Origin of the sequence: Klebsiella sp. 2019SCSN059 (assembly GCF_021739525.1) — a bacterium.
Lineage (GTDB): Bacteria > Pseudomonadota > Gammaproteobacteria > Enterobacterales > Enterobacteriaceae > Klebsiella > Klebsiella quasipneumoniae.
On the sequence record NZ_JAKKOM010000029.1, the window covers coordinates 48,229 to 68,715 of the forward strand.

A 20,487-nucleotide genomic window follows, 5' to 3' on the forward strand; every position below is an offset into this window, starting at 1 on the left:
GAAATCCCAGGCTTTTTTATTTCTTCTTGATGCATCCATTAATTTAACTCTTTGATTCAGAATCTTTATTTTATTGAATCAGGAGTATTAACAGCGTTCTTCCCATTGATTTATTTTTCCCTTATGACATAACCTACATGCATTTAATATATGTGCAGTTAATCTCAATAGGGCTTTATTATTTTTAACATGAATAATTGATGGTCTGGTCATTTCGATGTTGCTGGGGCATTATGTCTTAATCATCCAGGATAAAGCCCGAACGTTTCATCTGTGGTTGCCCAAATGGGTATTGTCGGACGTCGCTCAAATGAATAACGTCCTTGCGCGCCAGTTATGACAAAAATAGGTAACAGACAAGTGCGTTATGATCGTGCCGGATATTTATAAATAATAACTTACCCTCACTAAAACAACATATTTTGACACATGCCTGATAATACCCATCGTCCCTTTTGATATGAGATTTTCATCACTATTTTGACGGTGTGTTTCGCTAACAATAAGCGCCGCAGAAAAGTAGTGTATGGCTATGGACGAATTATAACTTTGGGAAATACTTTCAATGCCTCGGATAAAAAATACGCTATTGGCTTGTACGATACTTGCAGCATCCTTGGGCTTTAGTCACTCCGTACAAGCATCTTTGGACTACCAATATTCTTTTGGATCGATTAATGCAGGTTATGCTGACTGGAACAGCGGCTTTGTCGATGTAGGTCGTGGTGAGGTCTGGAAAGCCACAGCTGATTTTGGCGTCAATTTTAAAGAAGCTGAATTCTATTCTTTTTTTGAAAGTAATGTACTCAACCATTCTGTCGCGGGGCGTAACCATACGGTTTCAGCGATGACGCATGTTCGCCTTTTTGGCTCTGATTATACGCTCTTTGGCAAGATTTATGGCCAGTGGGAAAATACGTGGGGGGATGATCTGGACATGTTTTATGGTCTTGGTTATCTGGGATGGTCCGGGAAATGGGGATTCTTTAAACCTTACCTCGGACTCCACAATGAGTCGGGTGATTATGTTTCACCAAAATATGGGCAAACAAGCGGCTGGAACGGGTATGTGCTGGGCTGGACGGCAGCTTATAACTTCACGCTATTTGACGAGAAATTTGTTCTGTCAGACTGGAATGAAATTGAATTTGAGCGAAATGACGCCTACGCGGAACAGCAACACGGTGATTATGGCATTAATGGCGGTTTAACGCTGGCCTGGAAATTTTATCCTCGCTGGAAGGCAACGGTAACCTGGCGTTATTTTAAAAACAAATTAGGTTATGACGGCTTTGGCGATCAAATGATTTATATGGTTGGGTATGAATTTTAAAAAATGTCAAAGGAGTTAAAATGAAAAGAACAGTTGTTGCCAGTATGATTGGGCTGGCGCTATGTGCCGGGAGCGCGCTGTCAACAGCACATGCCGCAACAGAAAAGCGTCCTAATTTGGTTATTATTCTGGCTGATGATTTAGGGTATGGCGATCTTGCAGCTTATGGACATCCCATTGTCAAAACCCCGAATATCGACAAACTGGCGCAGGAAGGGGTGAAATTCACCGATTATTATGCGCCTGCGCCGCTGTGCTCCCCCTCCCGTGCGGGTCTGTTAACCGGTCGTATGCCATTTCGTACCGGTATTCGCTCATGGATCCCGGAAGGCAAAGATGTTGCATTAGGGCGTAATGAACTGACCATCGCCAATCTGTTGAAACAGCAGGGCTATGACACGGCGATGATGGGCAAACTGCACCTGAATGCAGGTGGAGATCGTACCGATCAACCCCAGGCAAAAGATATGGGGTTTGATTACAGTCTGGTGAACCCGGCGGGATTTGTCACGGATTCCACGCTGGATAATGCCAAAGAGCGTCCTCGCTACGGGGTGGTGCATCCGACAGGATGGCTACGCAATGGGCAACGAATTGGTCGCGCAGATAAAATGAGCGGTGAATTTGTCAGCTCTGAAGTGGTGAACTGGCTGGATAATAAGAAAGATGATAAGCCGTTCTTCTTATATGTCGCGTTTACTGAGGTGCACAGCCCGCTGGCTTCGCCGAAGAAGTATCTCGATATGTACTCGCAATATATGAGTGCGTACCAAAAACAGCACCCGGATCTGTTTTATGGCGACTGGGCTGATAAACCGTGGCGTGGCACGGGGGAGTACTACGCGAACATCAGTTACATGGATGCTCAGGTCGGTAAAGTGCTGGATAAAATTAAGGCAATGGGCGAAGAAGACAACACCATCGTGATTTTCACCAGTGACAATGGCCCGGTAACGCGTGAGGCGCGTAAGGTGTATGAGCTGAACCTGGCGGGTGAGACCGATGGTTTGCGTGGCCGTAAAGATAATCTGTGGGAAGGCGGCATCCGCGTTCCGGCGATTATTAAATATGGCAAACATCTGCCGCAGGGGATGGTGACGGATACGCCGGTTTCCGGTCTTGACTGGATGCCGACGCTGGCGAAGATGATGGATTTTACACTCCCGAACGATCGCACGTACGATGGCCAGTCTTTGGTTCCGCTGCTGGAACAGAAGCCGCTGGAGCGTAATAAGCCGTTGATCTTCGGCGTTGATATGCCATTCCAGGACGATCCAACCGATGAGTGGGCGATCAGGGATGGCGACTGGAAAATGATCATCGATCGTGAAAATAAACCGAAGTATCTCTACAACCTGAAGACCGACCGTTACGAAACGCTCAATCAGATTGGCAAACGGCCGGATATTGAGAAACAACTGTACGATAAATTCCTGAAGTATAAAGCAGACATCGATAACGATTCGTTAATGAAAGCCCGTGGCGATAAGCCGACGCCGGTCACCTGGGGCTAACCGAATAACCATAAAACCGTAGTATGCCACTTAGGGCGATGCCCGCCTGATTCGGTGTTTAAACTGAATCAGGTTCTTTTTATTGGGATGGACATAGCGATCATGCGAAGAAAGAGCTGTCAGGTCATGATTAAACCGACAGGTTCAGTATGCAATCTTGATTGTAAGTACTGCTTCTATCTGGAAAAGGAAAAGCTCTACCCGGAGCGAAAACGCAACTACAGAATGTCAGACGAGATGCTGGAACGCTTCATTAAACAACATATTGCCGCGCAAGAGGTTGATGAGGTGATTTTTGCCTGGCAGGGCGGAGAACCGACGTTGATGGGGCTGCCTTTTTATCGCCGGGCGATCGAACTCCAGCAGCGTTATGCTGCGGGAAAAACGATTGTGAATACCTTCCAGACGAACGGCATTTTGATCGACGACCAATGGTCTGAGTTTTTTCGGGCCAATCAATTCCTGGTCGGTATTTCCATTGACGGTGATGCAGCCTTGCATGACGAATGGCGCGTTACGCGCTCGGGAAATCCGACGCATGCGAAAGTTGAACAGGCCATACAATGTCTGAACCGCCACGGCGTTGAATTTAATACGCTGACGGTTGTTAATCAGAGCAATATGCGCCATCCGCTTCAGGTATATCGCTATCTGAAGAGCATCGGCAGCCGTTATATGCAATTTATCCCTTTGGTGGAAAGAAGCAGCGAAAAGAGCGGCCTTGGGCTGGCGCACCCTGAGGACAGGCAAACAAAAATGATGCCGTGGTCGGTTGATCCGCTACAGTTTGGCCATTTTCTTAACGCTATTTTTGATGTATGGGTCCGCGAAGACATTGGCGACATAGGCATACAGATGTTTGAACAGACGCTTGCCGCCTGGTGTGGGTTGCCTCCCCAGGTATGCGTATTCGCGCCAACCTGCGGCAGCGCGTTTGCGATGGAGATGAACGGCGACGTTTATAACTGTGATCATTTTGTTTATCCGCAGTACAGGCTGGGAAATATTCAGGATACAACGCTACATGCGATGAATAATAGCGCGCAAAACCAGCAGTTTGGTGATGATAAAAGCCACTCAATGGCGCAGGAGTGTCGCTCTTGTCAGTGGCAATTTGCCTGCTACGGCGGCTGCCCCAAGCACCGCTTCTTGCAATCCGCGACGGGCGAGAGAAACCACAACTATTTGTGCGCAGGCTATAAAGCGTTTTTCTCTCATAGCGCGGTGACTATGAGCGCGATGAAAACGCTCCATCAGAATGGTTTTTCACCGGCAGAGATAAAATCAATATTTGTTTGAAAATCATATCGTCACAGGGAGTTAATCATGTTTTCTCAGGTTAATGTCGATAGCTGCAAAACGCCAGGCTGCAAAAATCTGGGCGTGTTGAACAGCCCGGATTACCAGAACCAGGGGAAAAATGTGTTATGCAGGGCATGTGGTTTTCATTTTCCTGTGATTTCGGCAAGATCGCTGAATCTTTTTCGCCAGTCGGTAAATCGGGTATGGAAAGGGTTGATAAAATCCTGCCCAGGATGCGGCGGCGTCTCACTAAAAAAGTATGGCTTTTCCGCGCAGGGAGAGCCACGCGTCTGCTGCCTGCAGTGCCATAAAACATTTCTTTATCCCGTCAGATATAAAACCGATCCGCGCCAGGATTATCTTGCCGCACTCATCCAGGATGGGGCTTCGCTGGCGGATATCCGATCCGCCCTTGCGTTAGACAGTACCGGACTAAGCCGTGAATTACAGAAGTTATCCCGCAGGGCAAATCAGGCGGAACGCGAGTTTGCCTTTCCCGCTTTCGACATTACCCTCAGCACCCGCGCTTTTCGGGTTAAATTTAACGGCGGTGACAATTTTCTGTATGTGCTGGTCACCGCCGAGGAGACTACCGGTCGGATTATATCCGTAACAACCAATTATTCACTCCAGCCCGTTGAAGCGGAGTATCAATACCACTCTTATTACGAAGAGCGCCTGCCGCCCGGTACGCTGGTACATCTTGTGCAACGGAAAGAAGCGATAACGATGCGGCGCGCAACGCTTTTTGATGTGGATTACGGACCGGCGGCGTTATACAAAAACGATCCGGGGATGCTGGTCAAACCCGTATTGCCGGCTTATCGCCATTTTGAATTAGTCAAAACACTGACAGATGCACGTTCCCTCAATATTCAACACTACATCGATCAGGAATGTTTTATATTAGGTGGCTGCCTGATGGCGAATTTGCAGCAGGTTCAACAGGGACGATGCCATATCTCATTTGTCAGAGAGCGAGGCATGACGCCGCCGCTGCATGATATCCCGCCGCGCCTGTTTATGGGCGGAGGGAACCGCAACAATGTCTGGCGGACCTTCTCTACACGGGACTATGCGATGGCGGTTTGTAACCTAACCGGCAATAAAAAAACGGCCAATCTGCGGCACGCCACGTTAAATGGCGCGACGAAATTTATTCAATACCTACACGCGCATCCTTTTTTGCCGCAGCTAAATCGCCTGTCTCCGGCGAACGTGACCGTGACGCTGGATTGTCTGAAATATGAATATAATAAAAGACAGAAAATGTGGGACGATCTGCGCGGTTAATTCTGCTTTCGTCAACGCCTGGCCTTTTGCTGCCCAGTCTATCATTGTCTTATCCCTCCTCTTTAACTCGTAAAAATCGAGCATTAGCGCAACTTAAATCTGATTTTTTCGAGTTATCAGTCTGTGTATTATACTTTTATCGAGTTATTCACCAACAGGATGAAAGTAAAAGTGAAACATCTGCAACGATTCTTCAGTAGCGATGCTTCCGGCGGCATTGTCTTAATCATCGCCGCGGCGCTGGCGATGGTCATGGCCAATACCAGCGTGACCAGCGGTCTGTATCACTCCTTCCTTGATACGCCTGTACAGCTGCGGGTGGGGGCGCTGGAGATCAACAAGAATATGCTGCTATGGATCAATGATGCCCTGATGGCGGTGTTCTTCTTGCTGATTGGCCTGGAGGTCAAACGCGAGCTGATTCAGGGCTCGCTGGCGAGTCGCCGTCAGGCGGTCTTTCCGGTGATTGCCGCGCTCGGCGGGATGATCGTCCCGGCGCTGGTCTATCTGGCCTTTAACGCTCAGGATCCTGTCGCCAGAGAGGGATGGGCGATCCCGGCGGCGACGGATATTGCCTTTGCCCTCGGCGTGCTGGCGCTGTTAGGCAGCCGCGTCCCGACGGCGCTGAAGATTTTCCTGATGGCGCTGGCGATTATTGATGACCTTGGGGCTATCGTGATTATCGCGCTGTTTTATACCCACGACCTGTCAATGCTCTCGCTGGGCGTGGCGGCGGCGGCGATTGCGGTGCTGGTGGTTCTGAATCTGAGCGGCGTGCGACGCACCGGGATCTATATTCTGGTCGGTGCGGTGCTGTGGACCGCGGTGCTGAAGTCCGGCGTTCACGCGACGCTTGCCGGGGTCATCGTCGGCTTTATGATCCCGCTCCAGGAGAAGCAGGGTCAGTCACCGGCTAAAGTGCTTGAGCATGTCCTGCATCCGTGGGTGGCGTTTATGATCCTGCCGCTGTTTGCCTTCGCCAACGCGGGCGTCTCGCTGCGGGGGGTTACGCTTGATGGACTGACGTCGCTGCTGCCCCTGGGTATCATGGCCGGCCTGTTTATCGGTAAGCCGCTGGGGATCAGCCTGTTCTGCTGGCTGGCCCTGAAGCTGAAGTGGGCCTCGCTACCGGAGGGGACCACCTGCCGGCAGATTATGGCGGTGGGCATTCTGTGCGGGATTGGCTTTACGATGTCGATTTTTATTGCCACGCTGGCCTTCGGCAATGTCGATCCCGCGTTAATTAACTGGGCCAAGCTTGGCATCTTAATTGGATCGGTGGTATCAGCTGTTACCGGCTACCTCATACTGCGTCAGCGCGTAACGGATACTCGCCTCGCGGTATAACCTTTCTGCAGGAGGGCCTGCCAGGCTCTCCTGGACATTATCAGGGAGAGAAGCATGTCACATATCAACTACAACCATCTGTACTACTTCTGGCACGTCTATAAAGAAGGGTCTGTCGTGGGCGCGGCGGAGGCGCTGTTTCTGACGCCGCAAACCATTACCGGGCAGATCAAAGCGCTGGAGGAGCGTCTGCAGGGAAAGTTATTTAAGCGCAAGGGAAGAGGGCTGGAGCCGAGCGAGCTCGGGGAGCTGGTCTTTCGCTACGCCGACCGGATGTTTACCCTGAGCCAGGAGATGCTCGACATCGTCAACTACCGCAAAGAGTCGAATTTGCTGTTTGACGTCGGCGTGGCCGATGCGCTATCGAAACGGCTGGTCAGCGGCGTACTGGATGCCGCCGTTGTCGAAAGCGAGCAGATCCATCTGCGCTGTTTTGAATCCACCCATGAGCTGCTGCTGGAGCAGCTGAGCCAGCATAAGCTCGATATGATTATCTCTGACTGCCCGATCGACTCGACGCAGCAGGAAGGGCTGTTTTCGGTGAAGATTGGCGAGTGCAGCGTCAGCTTCTGGTGCATGAACCCGGCGCCAATGAAGCCGTTCCCGGCCTGTCTTGAAGAGCGACGGCTGCTGATCCCTGGTCGACGCTCGATGCTGGGACGTAAGCTGCTGAACTGGATTAACGTGCAGGGGCTGAAGGTGGAGATCCTCGGCGAGTTTGACGACGCGGCGCTCATGAAAGCCTTCGGCGCCGCGCATAATGCGATTTTTGTCGCGCCGACGCTCTACGCGCATGATTTCTACCATGATGAATCGATTGTCGAAATTGGCCGCATGGATAGCGTGATGGAGGAGTATCACGCCATTTTCGCCGAACGGATGATTCAGCATCCGGCGGTACAGCGCATCTGCAATCGCGATTATTCGTCGCTGTTTACTGAACCCAGATAGCCGGAAAGCGTGGGCTGGCGTGGCTCAGGTCGCGCCAGGACGGGAAAGATGACAGGCATAAAAAAACCCGCTTTCGCGGGTTTTTTCACAAAGCGACAACAAGCAGCGATTAAGCCAGTTTGTTGATCTGAGCGGTCAGGTTAGCCTTATGACGCGCAGCTTTGTTTTTGTGGATCAGACCTTTAGCAGCCTGACGGTCCACGATCGGTTGCATTTCGTTAAATGCTTTTTGTGCAGCAGCTTTGTCGCCAGCTTCGATAGCTGCGTATACTTTCTTGATGAAAGTACGCATCATAGAGCGACGGCTAGCGTTGTGCTTGCGAGCCTTTTCAGACTGAACGGCGCGCTTCTTAGCTGATTTGATATTAGCCAAGGTCCAACTCCCAAATGTGTTCTATATGGACAATTCAAAGGCCGAGGAATATGCCCGTTTAGCCTTCTTTTGTCAATGGATTTGTGCAAATAAGCGCCGTTTAACACCACAGCGCTTCATTACGTAGTGATGGCGCAAGATTCTACCAGCTTGTTGCAGGCGAATACAGCTTTTCCACCATAAAAATCGCCGGGGGCGGGCGGTTTTCCCGCTGACTCGCGCTGAGTGAATGAATTCCTGAGAACTTTCGTTGCCGAGGAGCAATCGCTGGTTAACGTTGACAGTTGTACAAGGTATACTCGGACGATTTTCACTGTTTTGAGCCAGACATGAAGCTGATACGCGGCATACATAATCTCAGTCAGGCCCCGCACGGGTGCGTGCTGACCATTGGCAATTTTGACGGCGTGCATCGTGGGCATCAGGCGCTGCTGCAGCGCTTGCGCGAAGAGGGCCGCCAGCGCGGTTTACCGGTGGTGGTGATGATTTTCGAACCCCAGCCGCTCGAGCTCTTTGCCGCCGATAAAGCCCCGGCGCGGTTGACCCGCCTGCGTGAAAAGCTGAGCTATCTGGCTGAAAGCGGGGTTGACTATGTGCTGTGCGTTCGCTTCGACCGCCGGTTCGCCGCGCTGACGGCGCAGGATTTTATCAGTGAACTGCTGGTGCGCCGCCTGGGCGTGCAGTTCCTTGCCGTCGGTGACGATTTCCGCTTTGGCGCTGGTCGCCAGGGGGATTTCTTGTTATTACAAAAGGCGGGGGCGGAATACGGCTTCGACGTCACCAGCACCCAAACCTTCTGCGAAGGCGGGGTGCGGATCAGCAGCACGGCGGTGCGTCAGGCGCTGGCCGATGACGATCTCCTGCTGGCGGAGACGCTGCTCGGCCATCCGTTTAGCATTTCCGGGCGCGTCGTGCATGGCGACGAACTGGGCCGTACCATAGGTTTTCCGACGGCGAATTTACCGCTGCGTCGTCAGGTTTCCCCGGTTAAAGGGGTCTATGCGGTAGAAGTGACAGGGCTGGGCGACAAGCCGATCGCCGGCGTCGCCAATATTGGCACCCGTCCAACGGTAGCGGGCGTGCGTCAGCAGCTCGAAGTGCATCTGTTGGACGTTGTAATGGACCTCTACGGTCGCCATATCAATGTAGTACTGCGTAAAAAGATACGTAATGAGCAGCGGTTTGCGTCGCTCGACGAGCTGAAGGCGCAAATCGCACGTGATGAGTTAACGGCCCGCGAATTATTTGGGCTGACCAGCCAGGCCTGAGCCACTGGTGTTTATCAAACCGAAATACGGAACCGAGAATCTGATGAGTGACTATAAATCGACCCTGAATTTGCCGGAAACAGGGTTCCCTATGCGTGGCGACCTCGCCAAACGCGAACCGGGAATGCTGGCGCGTTGGACCGATGATGACCTGTACGGCATCATTCGTGCAGCCAAAAAAGGCAAAAAAACCTTCATTCTGCATGATGGCCCTCCTTATGCGAATGGCAGTATTCATATTGGTCACTCGGTTAACAAGATTCTGAAAGACATTATCGTTAAGTCCAAAGGACTGACGGGCTATGACTCGCCTTACGTTCCGGGCTGGGACTGCCACGGTCTGCCGATCGAGCTGAAAGTAGAGCAGGAATACGGCAAGCCGGGCGAGAAGTTCACCGCCGCAGAATTCCGCGCCAAGTGCCGCGAATATGCCGCTCTGCAGATCGAGGGTCAGCGTAAAGATTTCATCCGTCTCGGCGTGCTGGGCGACTGGTCGCATCCGTATCTGACCATGGACTTCAAAACCGAAGCCAACATCATTCGCGCGCTGGGTAAAATCATCGGCAACGGTCACCTGCATAAAGGCGCCAAGCCGGTGCACTGGTGCGTAGACTGCCGTTCCGCGCTGGCGGAAGCGGAAGTGGAGTATTACGACAAGACTTCTCCATCCATCGACGTGGCGTTCCACGCGGTAGATAAAGCCGCGGTGCTGGCGAAATTCGGCGTCGCCGACGTCAACGGCCCGGTGTCGCTGGTTATCTGGACCACCACCCCGTGGACCCTGCCGGCTAACCGCGCCATCTCCCTGTCGCCAGAGTTCGACTATGCGCTGGTGCAGGTGGACGGCCAGGCGCTGATCCTGGCGAAAGACCTCGTTGAGAGCGTGATGAAGCGCGTTGGCGCGGCCGATTACACCATCCTGGCGGCGGTGAACGGCGCCGAGCTTGAACTGATGCGTTTCCAGCATCCGTTCCTCGATTTCGACGTGCCGGCGATCCTTGGCGACCACGTGACGCTGGATGCCGGTACCGGTGCGGTGCATACCGCCGGCGGCCACGGTCCGGACGACTACACGATCAGCCAGAAATACGGTCTGGAAATCGCTAACCCGGTTGGCCCGGACGGGGCTTATCTGCCAGGCACCTATCCGTCTCTGGACGGTATCAACGTCTTCAAAGCCAACGATATCATCGTTGAGATGCTGCGTGAGCGCGGCGCGCTGCTGCATGTGGAAAAAATGCAGCACAGCTATCCGTGCTGCTGGCGCCACAAGTCGCCAATCATCTTCCGCGCCACTCCGCAGTGGTTCGTGAGCATGGATCAGAAAGGTCTGCGCGCGCAGTCGCTGAAAGAGATCAAAGGCGTGCAGTGGATCCCGGACTGGGGCCAGGCGCGTATCGAATCGATGGTCGCCAACCGTCCTGACTGGTGCATCTCCCGTCAGCGTACCTGGGGCGTGCCGATGTCGCTGTTCGTGCATAAAGAAACCCACGAACTGCACCCGCGTACCCTTGAGCTGATGGAAGAAGTCGCGAAGCGTGTTGAAGTCGACGGCATCCAGGCGTGGTGGGATCTCGATTCCCGCGACATCCTTGGCGATGACGCTGACAGCTACGAGAAAGTGCCGGATACCCTCGACGTCTGGTTTGACTCCGGGTCGACCCACTCTTCTGTGGTTGACGTGCGTCCGGAATTCGCCGGTCACGCCGCCGATATGTATCTGGAAGGCTCCGACCAGCATCGCGGCTGGTTCATGTCCTCTCTGATGATTTCCACGGCGATGAAAGGCAAAGCGCCATATCGTCAGGTACTGACCCACGGCTTCACCGTCGATGGTCAGGGCCGCAAAATGTCCAAGTCTATCGGCAACACTGTTAGCCCGCAGGACGTGATGAACAAGCTGGGCGCCGATATCCTGCGCCTGTGGGTGGCTTCCACCGACTACACTGGCGAAATGGCGGTCTCTGACGAGATCCTCAAACGCGCCGCGGACAGCTATCGTCGTATCCGTAACACCGCGCGCTTCCTGCTGGCCAACCTGAACGGTTTCGATCCGGCAAAAGACATGGTCAAACCGGAAGAGATGGTGGTGCTGGATCGCTGGGCGGTCGGCTGCGCGCAGGCGGCACAGGAAGATATCCTGAAAGCCTACGAATCCTACGACTTCCACGAAGTGGTGCAGCGCCTGATGCGCTTTTGCTCCATTGAGATGGGCTCGTTCTACCTCGACATCATCAAAGACCGTCAGTACACCGCCAGGGCGGACAGCGTGGCGCGTCGCAGTTGCCAGACCGCGCTGTTCCACATCGTGGAAGCGCTGGTGCGCTGGATGGCGCCGATCATGTCCTTCACCGCGGACGAAATCTGGGGTTACCTGCCGGGTGAGCGTGAGAAATACGTCTTTACCGGCGAATGGTATCAAGGTCTCTTCGGTCTGGCCGACAACGAAGCGATGAATGACGGCTTCTGGGATGAGCTGCTGAAAGTCCGTGGCGAAGTCAACAAAGTGATTGAACAGGCGCGTGCGGATAAGAAAGTCGGCGGCTCGCTGGAAGCCTCGGTGACGCTGTATGCTGATGCCGATCTGGCCGCTAAGCTCAACGCGCTGGGCGATGAATTGCGATTTGTCCTGTTGACCTCCGGGGCGAACGTCGCAGACTATGCGAGCGCGCCTGCTGATGCCCAGCAGAGCGAACTGCTCAAAGGACTGAAAGTCGCATTGAGCAAAGCTGAAGGTGAGAAATGCCCGCGCTGCTGGCATTACACCACCGATATCGGCAAGGTGGCGGAACACGCGGAAATCTGCGGACGCTGTGTGAGCAACGTCGCCGGTGACGGCGAGCAACGTAAATTCGCCTGATGAGTAAATCGATCTGTTCAACGGGGCTACGCTGGCTGTGGATGGTCGTAGCCGTGCTGATTATCGATCTGGGCAGCAAATTCCTGATCCTCCAGAACTTCGCTCTGGGGGAGACGGTGCCGCTGTTCCCGTCGCTTAATCTGCATTATGCCCGCAACTATGGCGCGGCCTTTAGCTTCCTCGCCGACAGCGGCGGCTGGCAGCGCTGGTTCTTTTCCGGGATCGCCATCGGCATTTGCGTGGTGCTGACGGTGCTGATGTACCGTTCGAAGGCGACGCAAAAGCTGAACAATATTGCCTACGCCCTGATTATCGGCGGCGCGCTGGGCAACTTGTTCGATCGCCTGTGGCACGGCTTTGTGGTCGATATGATCGACTTCTACGTCGGCGACTGGCACTTCGCCACTTTCAACCTCGCCGATAGCGCTATCTGCATCGGCGCGGCGATGATTGTGCTGGAAGGCTTCCTGCCGAAACCGACCGCAAAAGAGCAGGCGTAAATGTTAATGCCGGGTGGCGCCACGCCAGCCCGGCCTACAGAATGTGTGGTCTCCCGTCGCCCGGTAAGCGTAGCGTCTCCGGGCACCAGGTGACCGAAAACAAGCGAGCAATTTGCATGTCTAAATCCGTACAGAGCAACAGCGCGGTTCTCGTTCACTTCACGCTGAAGCTGGACGATGGATCCACCGCCGAGTCCACCCGTAACAATGGCAAACCGGCGCTGTTTCGCCTCGGCGACACCTCCCTGTCTGAGGGGCTGGAGCAACAGCTTCTTGGTCTGAAAGAGGGCGAGAAAAAGGCCTTTTCGCTGGAGCCTGACGCCGCATTTGGCGTCCCGAGCCCGGACCTGATTCAGTATTTCTCTCGCCGCGAGTTTATCGACGCCGGCGAGCCGGAGATCGGCGCGATTATGCTCTTTACCGCAATGGATGGCAGCGAAATGCCTGGCGTGATCCGTGAAGTGAACGGCGATTCCATCACCGTCGACTTCAACCATCCGCTGGCCGGGCGCACCGTTCATTTTGATATTGAAGTGCTGGAGATCGATCCGGCGCTGGAGGATTAACATGCAGATCCTGTTGGCTAACCCGCGCGGCTTTTGCGCTGGCGTTGACCGCGCTATCAGCATTGTAGAAAACGCGCTGACGCTGTACGGCGCGCCGATCTATGTTCGTCATGAAGTGGTGCATAACCGCTATGTGGTGGATAGCCTGCGCAAGCGCGGCGCCATTTTTATCGAACAGATCAGCGAAGTACCGGATGGCGCGATCCTGATCTTCTCCGCTCACGGCGTATCGCAGGCGGTACGGAATGAAGCGAAGAGCCGCGATCTGACGGTGTTCGACGCCACCTGTCCGCTGGTGACGAAAGTGCATATGGAAGTCGCCCGCGCCAGCCGCCGTGGCGAAGAGTCGATTCTGATCGGCCATGCCGGACACCCGGAAGTCGAAGGCACGATGGGGCAGTACAATAACCCGCAAGGGGGCATGTACCTGGTCGAGTCGCCGGAAGACGTTCTCAAGCTGGAAGTCAAAAACGACGCCCGGCTGTCGTTTATGACCCAGACCACCCTCTCGGTGGATGATACCTCGGATGTGATTGACGCGCTGCGCGCGCGTTTCCCGAAAATCGTCGGCCCGCGCAAAGACGACATTTGCTATGCCACCACTAACCGTCAGGAAGCGGTGCGCGCGCTGGCGGAGCAGGCTGACGTGGTGCTGGTGGTTGGTTCGAAAAACTCCTCCAACTCAAACCGTCTCGCCGAACTGGCGCAGCGGATGGGTAAGGCGGCTTACCTGATTGACGATGCCTCCGATATTCAGGAAGCGTGGGTCAAGGACGCGGCCTGCGTCGGCGTGACGGCGGGCGCGTCGGCGCCGGATATTCTGGTGCAGAACGTCATTACCCGCCTGCAGGAGCTGGGCGGCGGCGAAGCCGTACCGCTGGAAGGCCGGGAAGAGAATATCGTCTTTGAAGTGCCGAAAGAGCTGCGTGTGGATGTCCGTGAAGTAGAGTAAGTTCTTTCCGTCAGCAGTATGAGAAGATGCCAGACTTAACGTCTGGCATTTTTTTTAGGGAGAAACCATGCGCTTACCGATCATTCTTGATACAGACCCGGGCATCGACGATGCTGCCGCTATTGCCGCGGCGCTGTTCGCCCCTGAGCTGGATCTGCAGCTGATGACCACCGTGGCGGGCAATGTCTCGGTGGAGAAGACGACCCGTAACGCGCTGCAGCTGCTGCACTTCTGGCATGCCGATGTGCCGCTGGCGCAGGGCGCCTCGATGCCGCTGGTGCGTCCTCTGCGCGATGCCGCCTCGGTGCATGGCGAATCCGGTATGGAAGGGTATGACTTTGTTGAGCATCACCGGCAGCCGCTGGCGAAGCCGGCCTTCCAGGCGATCCGCGATGCGCTGATGCATGCTGCCGAGCCGATCACTCTGGTGGCGATTGGCCCATTGACCAATATTGCGCTGCTGCTGACCCAGTATCCGGAATGCGTGTTCAACATTCGCCGGCTGGTGATCATGGGCGGCTCGGCGGGCCGGGGCAACTTTACGCCGAATGCCGAATTCAATATTGCCATCGATCCGGAAGCCGCCGCGAAAGTCTTCCACAGCGGGCTGGAGATTATCATGTGCGGGCTGGACGTCACCAATCGGGCGCTGCTGACGGCGGATTATCTGGCGACCCTGCCGACGCTGAATCAGACCGGTAAAATGCTCCATGCGCTGTTTAGCCACTATCGCAGCGGCAGCATGAGTAGTGGTCTGAGAATGCACGATCTCTGCGCTATCGCATGGCTGGTCCGCCCGGAACTGTTCACCCTACAGCCGTGTTTTGTGGCGGTGGAGACGCAGGGAACCTGGACCGCCGGCGCCACGGTGGTGGATATCGAAGGGCGACTGGGCCAGCCGGCCAATGCCCAGGTGGCGCTGGATATCGATGTCGACGGGTTTCAGCGCTGGGCGGCGGAGGTGATCGCCCTGGCGCCGTGATACTCACCCAATCTTCAAGGAGAGAAGTGATGACCTATGGACAGGCGTATTTAAGCGGCTGGAAAGAGACCTTTAATTTTAGCGGCCGGGCCAGCCGACAGCAGTTCTGGACGTTTTTTCTTATCAATCTACTGATCGCCAGCGCGCCGCTGGCCGTCTGGTGGCTGGCAACCAGCTTTAACCCTCAATACGGCATCCTCAGTTTTGTTGTTATTCCCTTTGCTGCGCTGTGGTTGCTGCTGATGACTCTCCCTCTGCTGGCGATCGGCTGCCGGCGGATGCATGATATCGGCCGCTCCGGGCTCTGGTTCGTGCTGGGGGTTATCATTCCGTGGTTTGCGGTTATTTCGCTGGCGCTATGCTGCCTGCGTTCAGCGCCGGCACCGTCTCGCTGAGATAATCAATCATCGCCCGCATTCTGGCGGGCATATGCTTATCTCCCGCCCAGAGCAGCCACAGATCGCCGGAGTAGCTGCTGATAAATTCCCATTCGGGCAGCACCTGCACGATATCGCCATTCGCCAGCGCCTCGCGGGCGGTGAACAGCGGCAGGCTGCCGATCCCTAAATGCTGCCTGACCGCGTCGAGGCGCACGGCGGTATGGTTGGCGGCGTACCGCCCGTATGTTTGCACCGTTTCGGTTTTCCCTTCCCGACGGAACTTCCAGCGCGCGTCGGCGGGCGTTTCGCCAAGGCTGATGCAGCTGTGCGCGCGCAGTTCCTGCGGCGTGCGCGGCATACCGTGGCGCTGTAAATAGACCTCAGTGGCGCAGATAACGTGCGTGACTGGCATCAACGGTTTGCCATGCAGACCGGGCGAGGGGGTATCGGTGATGCGTAACGCCAGATCGATACCGTCATCGATAAAATCCAGAGGGCGATCTTCCAGCCGCAGGCAGACGTCAACCTGCGGGTAACGCTGAAAAAACGCCATCATCAGCGGATGGATCACGAAGCGGCCGACGGCTTTCGGTACGCTGAGCGTCAGCTTTCCCTGGGCGACCGTTTGGCGACTGCCGGCGGAATCCATCGCCTGTCGCGCCGCTTCCAGCATCTGCTGGGCATGCTGATACACCGTTTCCCCGGCATCGCTCAGACGCAGCTTGCGGGTGGTACGCTGCAGCAGTTTGCAGCCCATCTCTCGCTCCAGCCGCGACACGCTGCGGCTAACGGCGGAAGGGGTAATGCCGCTCTGGCGGGCGACGGCGGAGAAGCTGCCCTGGTCGACGATCTGGACGAAAAGGGCAAGGTCGGGCAGGAGGCTGAGATTCATTTGTGCTCCCGGAGCAAGAGTGCATTGGCTGGTGATAGGATTATCGCTGTCGGTATTAATAATATACTGGGCGGACAGAGAGGAGAATCACTATGACTGAACGGGTTTATTACACCAGCGACGCTACCGATGGGCGCGCCCAGATCATCGCCTGCACTGCGGAAGCGGATGGCCGCTACGCCATCGAACTGGATCGGACGCTGTTTCACCCGCAAGGGGGCGGTCAACCGGCGGATCGCGGCTGGATAGCTGGTCAGGCCGTTGAGACGGTTATTGTGCGTGGCGACAGCGTGCTGCATATTCTGTCGCAACCGCTTCCCCTCGGTGAAGTGGAGATGAGAATAGATGCCTCCGCGAGACAACTGCATGCCCGCCTGCATTCCGCCGGCCACCTGCTTGGCCTGGCGGGCGAACAGCTTGGCTGGCAACCGGTGAAAGCGCACCACTGGCCTGGCGAGGGGCGGATCGCTTTCACCGGCGGGAACCACGCCGTGATACCCGACGCCAGCGCGCTGTTGAGCCAGGTGAAGGCATGGCAGGCGCAGGACCTCCCGCGTCAGGTGATCTTCGCTGAGGGTTTGCGCATGGTGGGGTTTGGCGAACTGCCCGCCTATCCCTGCGGTGGCACACATGTCGCCCGCCTGGCGGAGCTGGGCGACATTCTTATCAGTCAGATTAAGATGAAGAAGGGGCAGCTGGTGGTCAGCTATTCCCTGGCGTAAACGTTTCAGACCTGCTCAGGGGAGGTCTGTTTGCCGCGATAAATACGCTCCGGTCGACCAACCTTGCCGTAGCTAATTTCCGCTTCCAGAAAGTCGTTCTTCACCCCTTGTTCCAGATAACGGCGGGCGGTGGTTTTGCTGCTGCCAAGGATACGCGCCAGCGAGTCGGCGGTATGCACCACCCCCGTGTCGGCAAACAGCTGGAGTACGCGCTGAAAGGTGCTTTCATCGATCCCGCGTAGCGGTGCGCTGGCCGGTTCCGTCTGTTCCCGAGCCTGAATATTAAACAGCGCATCGACGTGGATCTGGCTGGCCTGTTCGCTGGAACGCAGCGAGCTGCGATAGCGAGCGAAGCGCTCCAGGGTGTGCTGCAGGCGCTGATAGTGCACCGGCTTAATCAGATAGTCGAACACCCCCAGGCGCAGTGCTTCGCTGATGGTATCCATATGATTATCAGCGGTAATAAAGATAATCCGCCCCTTGTAATGGGTGCTGACCGCATGGCGGATCAGGTCGATACCTTTGCCGTCAGGTAAGAAATTATCCAGCAGGATCAGCTGCGGTTGATACAGTCTGAGTTGTTTCCTGGCGCTCTCGAGTTTATCCGCAATGCCAATGACGTCGAACTGGGGAAACTGTTTGATGTTATCCACCAGGATCTCCGCCAGCATAGGTTCGTCTTCAACGATAAGAGTGGTGATGCTATCCATGATGTTCATCTCGGGTCAGGGGAATATAAAGAGTAAAGATGGTGCCAAAAGGTATGTTATTTTCGACGACGATGCTGCCGCCTGCCTGTTCCACGTAGCTGCGAACCAGCCAGAGTCCGATGCCATGATCTTTGCTGACGCTGCTGGTGACGCCGCGCTCGAAGATCCGATCGCGCAGCGTCTCGTCAATGCCGCATCCCTGATCGGCGACCTCGATAATCACCTCGTGGCCGTCACTGTTGATCAGGCACTCTATCTGCCTTGAGCCCTGCGGCTGTTGCAGGCTGGCATTGTAGGCGTTATCAAGCAGATTCCCCACGATCGAGATCCATTCGTTGTGAGAAAGGGCGGTGGGTAATCTGTCGACGAAGCAGGCTGGATCGAAAATCAGCTCAAGTCCAAGCTCTTTGGCCCGGTAATATTTGCCGATCAACAGCCCGGCCAGGTGGTTGTCCTGGAAATTACGCGCGATAAAATCGATGACCTTCTGGTGACTTTCCGACTGCTGTTGGATCAGATCCAGCGCATGATCGTAGCGTTTAAGAAACAGCAGGCCGGCGATGGTGGAGATCAGATTGCGATGCTCATGCTGCACGGCGCGCAGGTTATCGGCATATTGTTGTACCTGGCTAAGCTGCAGGCTGAGGGTGTTGATATCGTCTTTACTACGAAAGCTGATCACCCAGCCCTGTGGCTCATTATTTAAGATCACCGCCATCCGGCTGGCGATCACTTTGATCTGATTGAAGGTGACGATCTCGTCTTTTTTATTGGTCTGCGGCGCATCGTAGAAGAAAGCCTCCTGCGAAATCACGCTGCTGATCCCTTTACCGATAAGCGTCGTTTCCGGTTGGCTCAGGTTGAGCAGCCGGCGGGCAGTCTGATTAATCGCGGTGATCTTGTAACGGGAGTCGATGGCGATAAGCCCTTCGAACACGGATTCAAACAATACGCTTTGCTGGATCAACAGCTGCGACAGCTGTTGGGGTTCCATATTCAGCATCTGCTTTTTGATATGCAACGAGAAGCGGCGGGCGCAGTAGAGCAGGAGCAGTAACATGATCGCCATCGGGATCAGCAGCGAGCTTATCTGCAGGCTGAGCCAGTTCTCTAACTGTTCAATGGTATAGCCTACCGACACAATGCCGATCACCTTGCCGGTCTCGTCCTGAATCGGTGATTTACCGCGCAGCGAGGAGCCCAGCGAGCCTTTGCGCACTGACACGTAGCTTTTCGCGTTTAATAGTGCTTCATCGCTATCGCCGCCCTCCATCGATTTGCCGATTTCATCAGGGTTGACGTGATAGAGGCGCTGGCCGCTAGCATCACCGACGGTGATATAGGTGGCGTCGGAGAACGAACGCATGGGGTCGATAAGCGCTTTGATTCTGGCGAGGTCGCGTTTCTGAACCGCCTCGACCAGCTCCGGCATCGCCGAAATCTGCATTGCCTGAATCAGCGCCCGCTGCCCGACCTGGTAATGCAGACGCTCTTCGGTGATGTCTGTCAGATACCATGACATCGCCAGCATAACGATCGTCGAGGTGAATAAGATCAGCAGGAAGATGCGATTCTGAAACGATCGCCTGGCAAACCAGTGGGTGATTTTTCGGGTATACATAGCGCCAATAGACATTAAATGATTAGTTTCCCCGTTTCGCGGCCCGAGAACCCGCAGATGGCGCACAGAACCGCTAATTTCAGAAAAGTGATCGATGGCAAAGGGGCGTTGTTAATCCTGACCCGGAGGCGGGGCAACAGCCACGCCTCCGGGGAGGACGCCGGCCTACATCGCCAGCACGTACTTGAGCATCACCCCGGCGGCGATCGCCGAGCCGATCACCCCCGCCACGTTCGGGCCCATCGCGTGCATCAGCAGGAAGTTCTGCCCGTCCGCTTCCAGACCCACCTTGTTCGACACCCTTGCCGCCATCGGCACCGCCGACACCCCGGCTGAACCGATCAGCGGGTTGATCGGGTTCTTACTGAACCTGTTCAGCAGCTTCGCCATCAGCACCCCCGCGGCGGTCCCCACGCAGAAGGCGATCACCCCCAGCAGCAGGATCCCCAGGGTCTGCGGCTGCAGGAACTTGTCCGCCACCAGCTTGGCCCCCACCGACAGCCCGAGGAAGATGGTCACGATGTTGATCAGCGCGTTCTGCACCGTATCGCTCAGCCGCTCCACCACCCCGCTCTCGCGCATCAGGTTGCCGAAGCAGAACATCCCCAGCAGCGGCGCGGCGTCCGGCAGCAGGAGCGCCACCAGCAGCAACAGTACCGCCGGGAAGAGGATCTTCTCCCGCTTACTCACCGTGCGCAGCTGCACCATGCGGATCTTCCGCTCCTTATCCGTGGTCAGCGCCTTCATGATCGGCGGCTGGATCAGCGGCACCAGCGCCATGTAGGAGTAGGCGGCCACCGCGATGGCCCCCAGCAGCTCCGGCGCCAGCTTGCCCGACAGGTAAATCGCCGTCGGGCCGTCGGCGCCGCCGATGATGCCGATGGCCGCCGCCTGCGGCAGGGTGAACGAAATCAGGCCGAA

At 55.4% G+C, this 20,487-nt stretch carries 19 protein-coding genes and 1 pseudogene; 15 read left to right on the top strand and 5 right to left on the bottom strand.

Annotated elements, in window-relative coordinates:
- Positions 1–565 precede the first annotated feature (565 nt).
- The 6 genes from L2I46_RS22890 (at position 566) to nhaR (ending at position 7,740) form a co-directional block, all read left to right on the top strand.
- Entirely contained in the window at positions 566–1,333 is a 768-nt protein-coding gene (locus L2I46_RS22890) for an outer membrane protein OmpK (RefSeq protein ID WP_023291918.1), read from the top strand.
- A gap of 20 nt (positions 1,334–1,353) precedes the next feature.
- Positions 1,354–2,847 carry a sulfatase family protein gene (locus L2I46_RS22895; protein ID WP_032452398.1) on the top strand — a complete coding sequence of 498 codons (1,494 nt, stop codon included), beginning with the start codon at positions 1,354–1,356 and terminating at the stop codon, positions 2,845–2,847.
- Between the two features lie 99 nt (positions 2,848–2,946).
- Complete coding sequence (locus L2I46_RS22900; protein ID WP_139828149.1) at positions 2,947–4,146, top strand: anaerobic sulfatase maturase; 1,200 nt, start codon at positions 2,947–2,949, stop codon at positions 4,144–4,146.
- Positions 4,147–4,173: 27 nt separating this feature from the next.
- Positions 4,174–5,442, top strand: a complete 1,269-nt coding sequence (locus L2I46_RS22905) for a cytoplasmic protein (RefSeq protein WP_236948235.1) — start codon at positions 4,174–4,176, stop codon at positions 5,440–5,442.
- A gap of 171 nt (positions 5,443–5,613) precedes the next feature.
- Positions 5,614–6,789: a Na+/H+ antiporter NhaA gene (gene nhaA / locus L2I46_RS22910; protein ID WP_032429094.1), complete on the top strand. Its 1,176-nt coding sequence runs from the start codon at positions 5,614–5,616 to the stop codon at positions 6,787–6,789.
- Positions 6,790–6,843: 54 nt separating this feature from the next.
- On the top strand, positions 6,844–7,740 hold the full coding sequence (gene nhaR / locus L2I46_RS22915; RefSeq protein WP_023291923.1) for a transcriptional activator NhaR: 897 nt from the start codon (positions 6,844–6,846) through the stop codon (positions 7,738–7,740).
- Positions 7,741–7,849: 109 nt separating this feature from the next.
- Here the strand turns inward: nhaR and rpsT are convergent, their stop codons facing one another.
- On the bottom strand, positions 7,850–8,113 hold the full coding sequence (rpsT, locus tag L2I46_RS22920) for a 30S ribosomal protein S20 (protein ID WP_002887965.1): 264 nt from the start codon (positions 8,111–8,113) through the stop codon (positions 7,850–7,852).
- Positions 8,114–8,229: 116 nt separating this feature from the next.
- Here rpsT and L2I46_RS22925 point away from each other — a divergent pair.
- The 8 genes and pseudogenes from L2I46_RS22925 to L2I46_RS22960 form a co-directional block, all read left to right on the top strand.
- Positions 8,230–8,435, top strand: a pseudogene (locus L2I46_RS22925) (DUF2575 domain-containing protein); the annotation flags it as partial.
- Between the two features lie 7 nt (positions 8,436–8,442).
- Complete coding sequence (gene ribF, locus L2I46_RS22930; RefSeq protein ID WP_004204236.1) at positions 8,443–9,381, top strand: bifunctional riboflavin kinase/FAD synthetase; 939 nt, start codon at positions 8,443–8,445, stop codon at positions 9,379–9,381.
- A 43-nt stretch (positions 9,382–9,424) separates the two neighbouring features.
- Positions 9,425–12,241, top strand: coding sequence for an isoleucine--tRNA ligase (gene ileS / locus L2I46_RS22935; RefSeq protein ID WP_032429278.1), 2,817 nt, complete (start codon positions 9,425–9,427; stop codon positions 12,239–12,241).
- Positions 12,241–12,741, top strand: coding sequence for a signal peptidase II (lspA, locus tag L2I46_RS22940; protein ID WP_236948236.1), 501 nt, complete (start codon positions 12,241–12,243; stop codon positions 12,739–12,741). The genes ileS and lspA overlap by 1 nt, the downstream gene beginning before the upstream one ends.
- Positions 12,742–12,857: 116 nt before the next feature.
- Complete coding sequence (gene fkpB, locus L2I46_RS22945; RefSeq protein ID WP_023291927.1) at positions 12,858–13,307, top strand: FKBP-type peptidyl-prolyl cis-trans isomerase; 450 nt, start codon at positions 12,858–12,860, stop codon at positions 13,305–13,307.
- Between the two features lies 1 nt (position 13,308).
- Entirely contained in the window at positions 13,309–14,259 is a 951-nt protein-coding gene (ispH, locus tag L2I46_RS22950; RefSeq protein WP_002887979.1) for a 4-hydroxy-3-methylbut-2-enyl diphosphate reductase, read from the top strand.
- A 67-nt stretch (positions 14,260–14,326) separates the two neighbouring features.
- Entirely contained in the window at positions 14,327–15,241 is a 915-nt protein-coding gene (gene rihC, locus L2I46_RS22955; RefSeq protein WP_032452404.1) for a ribonucleoside hydrolase RihC, read from the top strand.
- A 29-nt stretch (positions 15,242–15,270) separates the two neighbouring features.
- Entirely contained in the window at positions 15,271–15,636 is a 366-nt protein-coding gene (locus L2I46_RS22960; protein WP_049014574.1) for a DUF805 domain-containing protein, read from the top strand.
- Here L2I46_RS22960 and L2I46_RS22965 read toward each other — a convergent pair.
- Positions 15,584–16,513 carry a LysR family transcriptional regulator gene (locus tag L2I46_RS22965; protein ID WP_032452406.1) on the bottom strand — a complete coding sequence of 310 codons (930 nt, stop codon included), beginning with the start codon at positions 16,511–16,513 and terminating at the stop codon, positions 15,584–15,586. The genes L2I46_RS22960 and L2I46_RS22965 overlap by 53 nt on opposite strands.
- A gap of 92 nt (positions 16,514–16,605) precedes the next feature.
- On the opposite strand from L2I46_RS22965, the gene L2I46_RS22970 reads away from it, so the two are divergent.
- Complete coding sequence (locus tag L2I46_RS22970) at positions 16,606–17,235, top strand: serine-tRNA(Ala) deacylase AlaX (RefSeq protein ID WP_032452407.1); 630 nt, start codon at positions 16,606–16,608, stop codon at positions 17,233–17,235.
- 5 nt (positions 17,236–17,240) lie between these two features.
- On the opposite strand, the gene citB is transcribed toward L2I46_RS22970, so the two are convergent.
- The 3 genes from citB to L2I46_RS22985 all read right to left on the bottom strand — a co-directional run.
- Complete coding sequence (gene citB / locus L2I46_RS22975) at positions 17,241–17,945, bottom strand: citrate response regulator transcription factor CitB (RefSeq protein WP_044525323.1); 705 nt, start codon at positions 17,943–17,945, stop codon at positions 17,241–17,243.
- On the bottom strand, positions 17,938–19,566 hold the full coding sequence (gene citA, locus L2I46_RS22980) for a citrate sensor histidine kinase CitA (RefSeq protein WP_048296653.1): 1,629 nt from the start codon (positions 19,564–19,566) through the stop codon (positions 17,938–17,940). Before citA ends, citB begins: the two co-directional genes overlap by 8 nt.
- A gap of 165 nt (positions 19,567–19,731) precedes the next feature.
- Positions 19,732–20,487: sodium ion-translocating decarboxylase subunit beta (locus L2I46_RS22985; RefSeq protein ID WP_236948237.1), on the bottom strand; the 756-nt coding region annotated here is incomplete at its 5' end.

Excerpts from the sequence above, each read along its gene's own strand:
- L2I46_RS22890 (WP_023291918.1), top strand. The coding sequence starts at position 566 with ATGCCTCGGATAAAAAATACGCTATTGGCTTGTACGATACTTGCAGCA.
- L2I46_RS22895 (WP_032452398.1), top strand. The coding sequence starts at position 1,354 with ATGAAAAGAACAGTTGTTGCCAGTATGATTGGGCTGGCGCTATGTGCC.
- L2I46_RS22905 (WP_236948235.1), top strand. The coding sequence starts at position 4,174 with ATGTTTTCTCAGGTTAATGTCGATAGCTGCAAAACGCCAGGCTGCAAA.
- nhaR (WP_023291923.1), top strand. The coding sequence starts at position 6,844 with ATGTCACATATCAACTACAACCATCTGTACTACTTCTGGCACGTCTAT.
- ribF (WP_004204236.1), top strand. The coding sequence starts at position 8,443 with ATGAAGCTGATACGCGGCATACATAATCTCAGTCAGGCCCCGCACGGG.
- ileS (WP_032429278.1), top strand. The coding sequence starts at position 9,425 with ATGAGTGACTATAAATCGACCCTGAATTTGCCGGAAACAGGGTTCCCT.
- lspA (WP_236948236.1), top strand. The coding sequence starts at position 12,241 with ATGAGTAAATCGATCTGTTCAACGGGGCTACGCTGGCTGTGGATGGTC.
- fkpB (WP_023291927.1), top strand. The coding sequence starts at position 12,858 with ATGTCTAAATCCGTACAGAGCAACAGCGCGGTTCTCGTTCACTTCACG.
- ispH (WP_002887979.1), top strand. The coding sequence starts at position 13,309 with ATGCAGATCCTGTTGGCTAACCCGCGCGGCTTTTGCGCTGGCGTTGAC.
- rihC (WP_032452404.1), top strand. The coding sequence starts at position 14,327 with ATGCGCTTACCGATCATTCTTGATACAGACCCGGGCATCGACGATGCT.
- L2I46_RS22960 (WP_049014574.1), top strand. The coding sequence starts at position 15,271 with ATGACCTATGGACAGGCGTATTTAAGCGGCTGGAAAGAGACCTTTAAT.
- L2I46_RS22965 (WP_032452406.1), bottom strand. The coding sequence starts at position 16,513 with ATGAATCTCAGCCTCCTGCCCGACCTTGCCCTTTTCGTCCAGATCGTC.
- L2I46_RS22970 (WP_032452407.1), top strand. The coding sequence starts at position 16,606 with ATGACTGAACGGGTTTATTACACCAGCGACGCTACCGATGGGCGCGCC.
- citB (WP_044525323.1), bottom strand. The coding sequence starts at position 17,945 with ATGGATAGCATCACCACTCTTATCGTTGAAGACGAACCTATGCTGGCG.
- citA (WP_048296653.1), bottom strand. The coding sequence starts at position 19,566 with ATGTATACCCGAAAAATCACCCACTGGTTTGCCAGGCGATCGTTTCAG.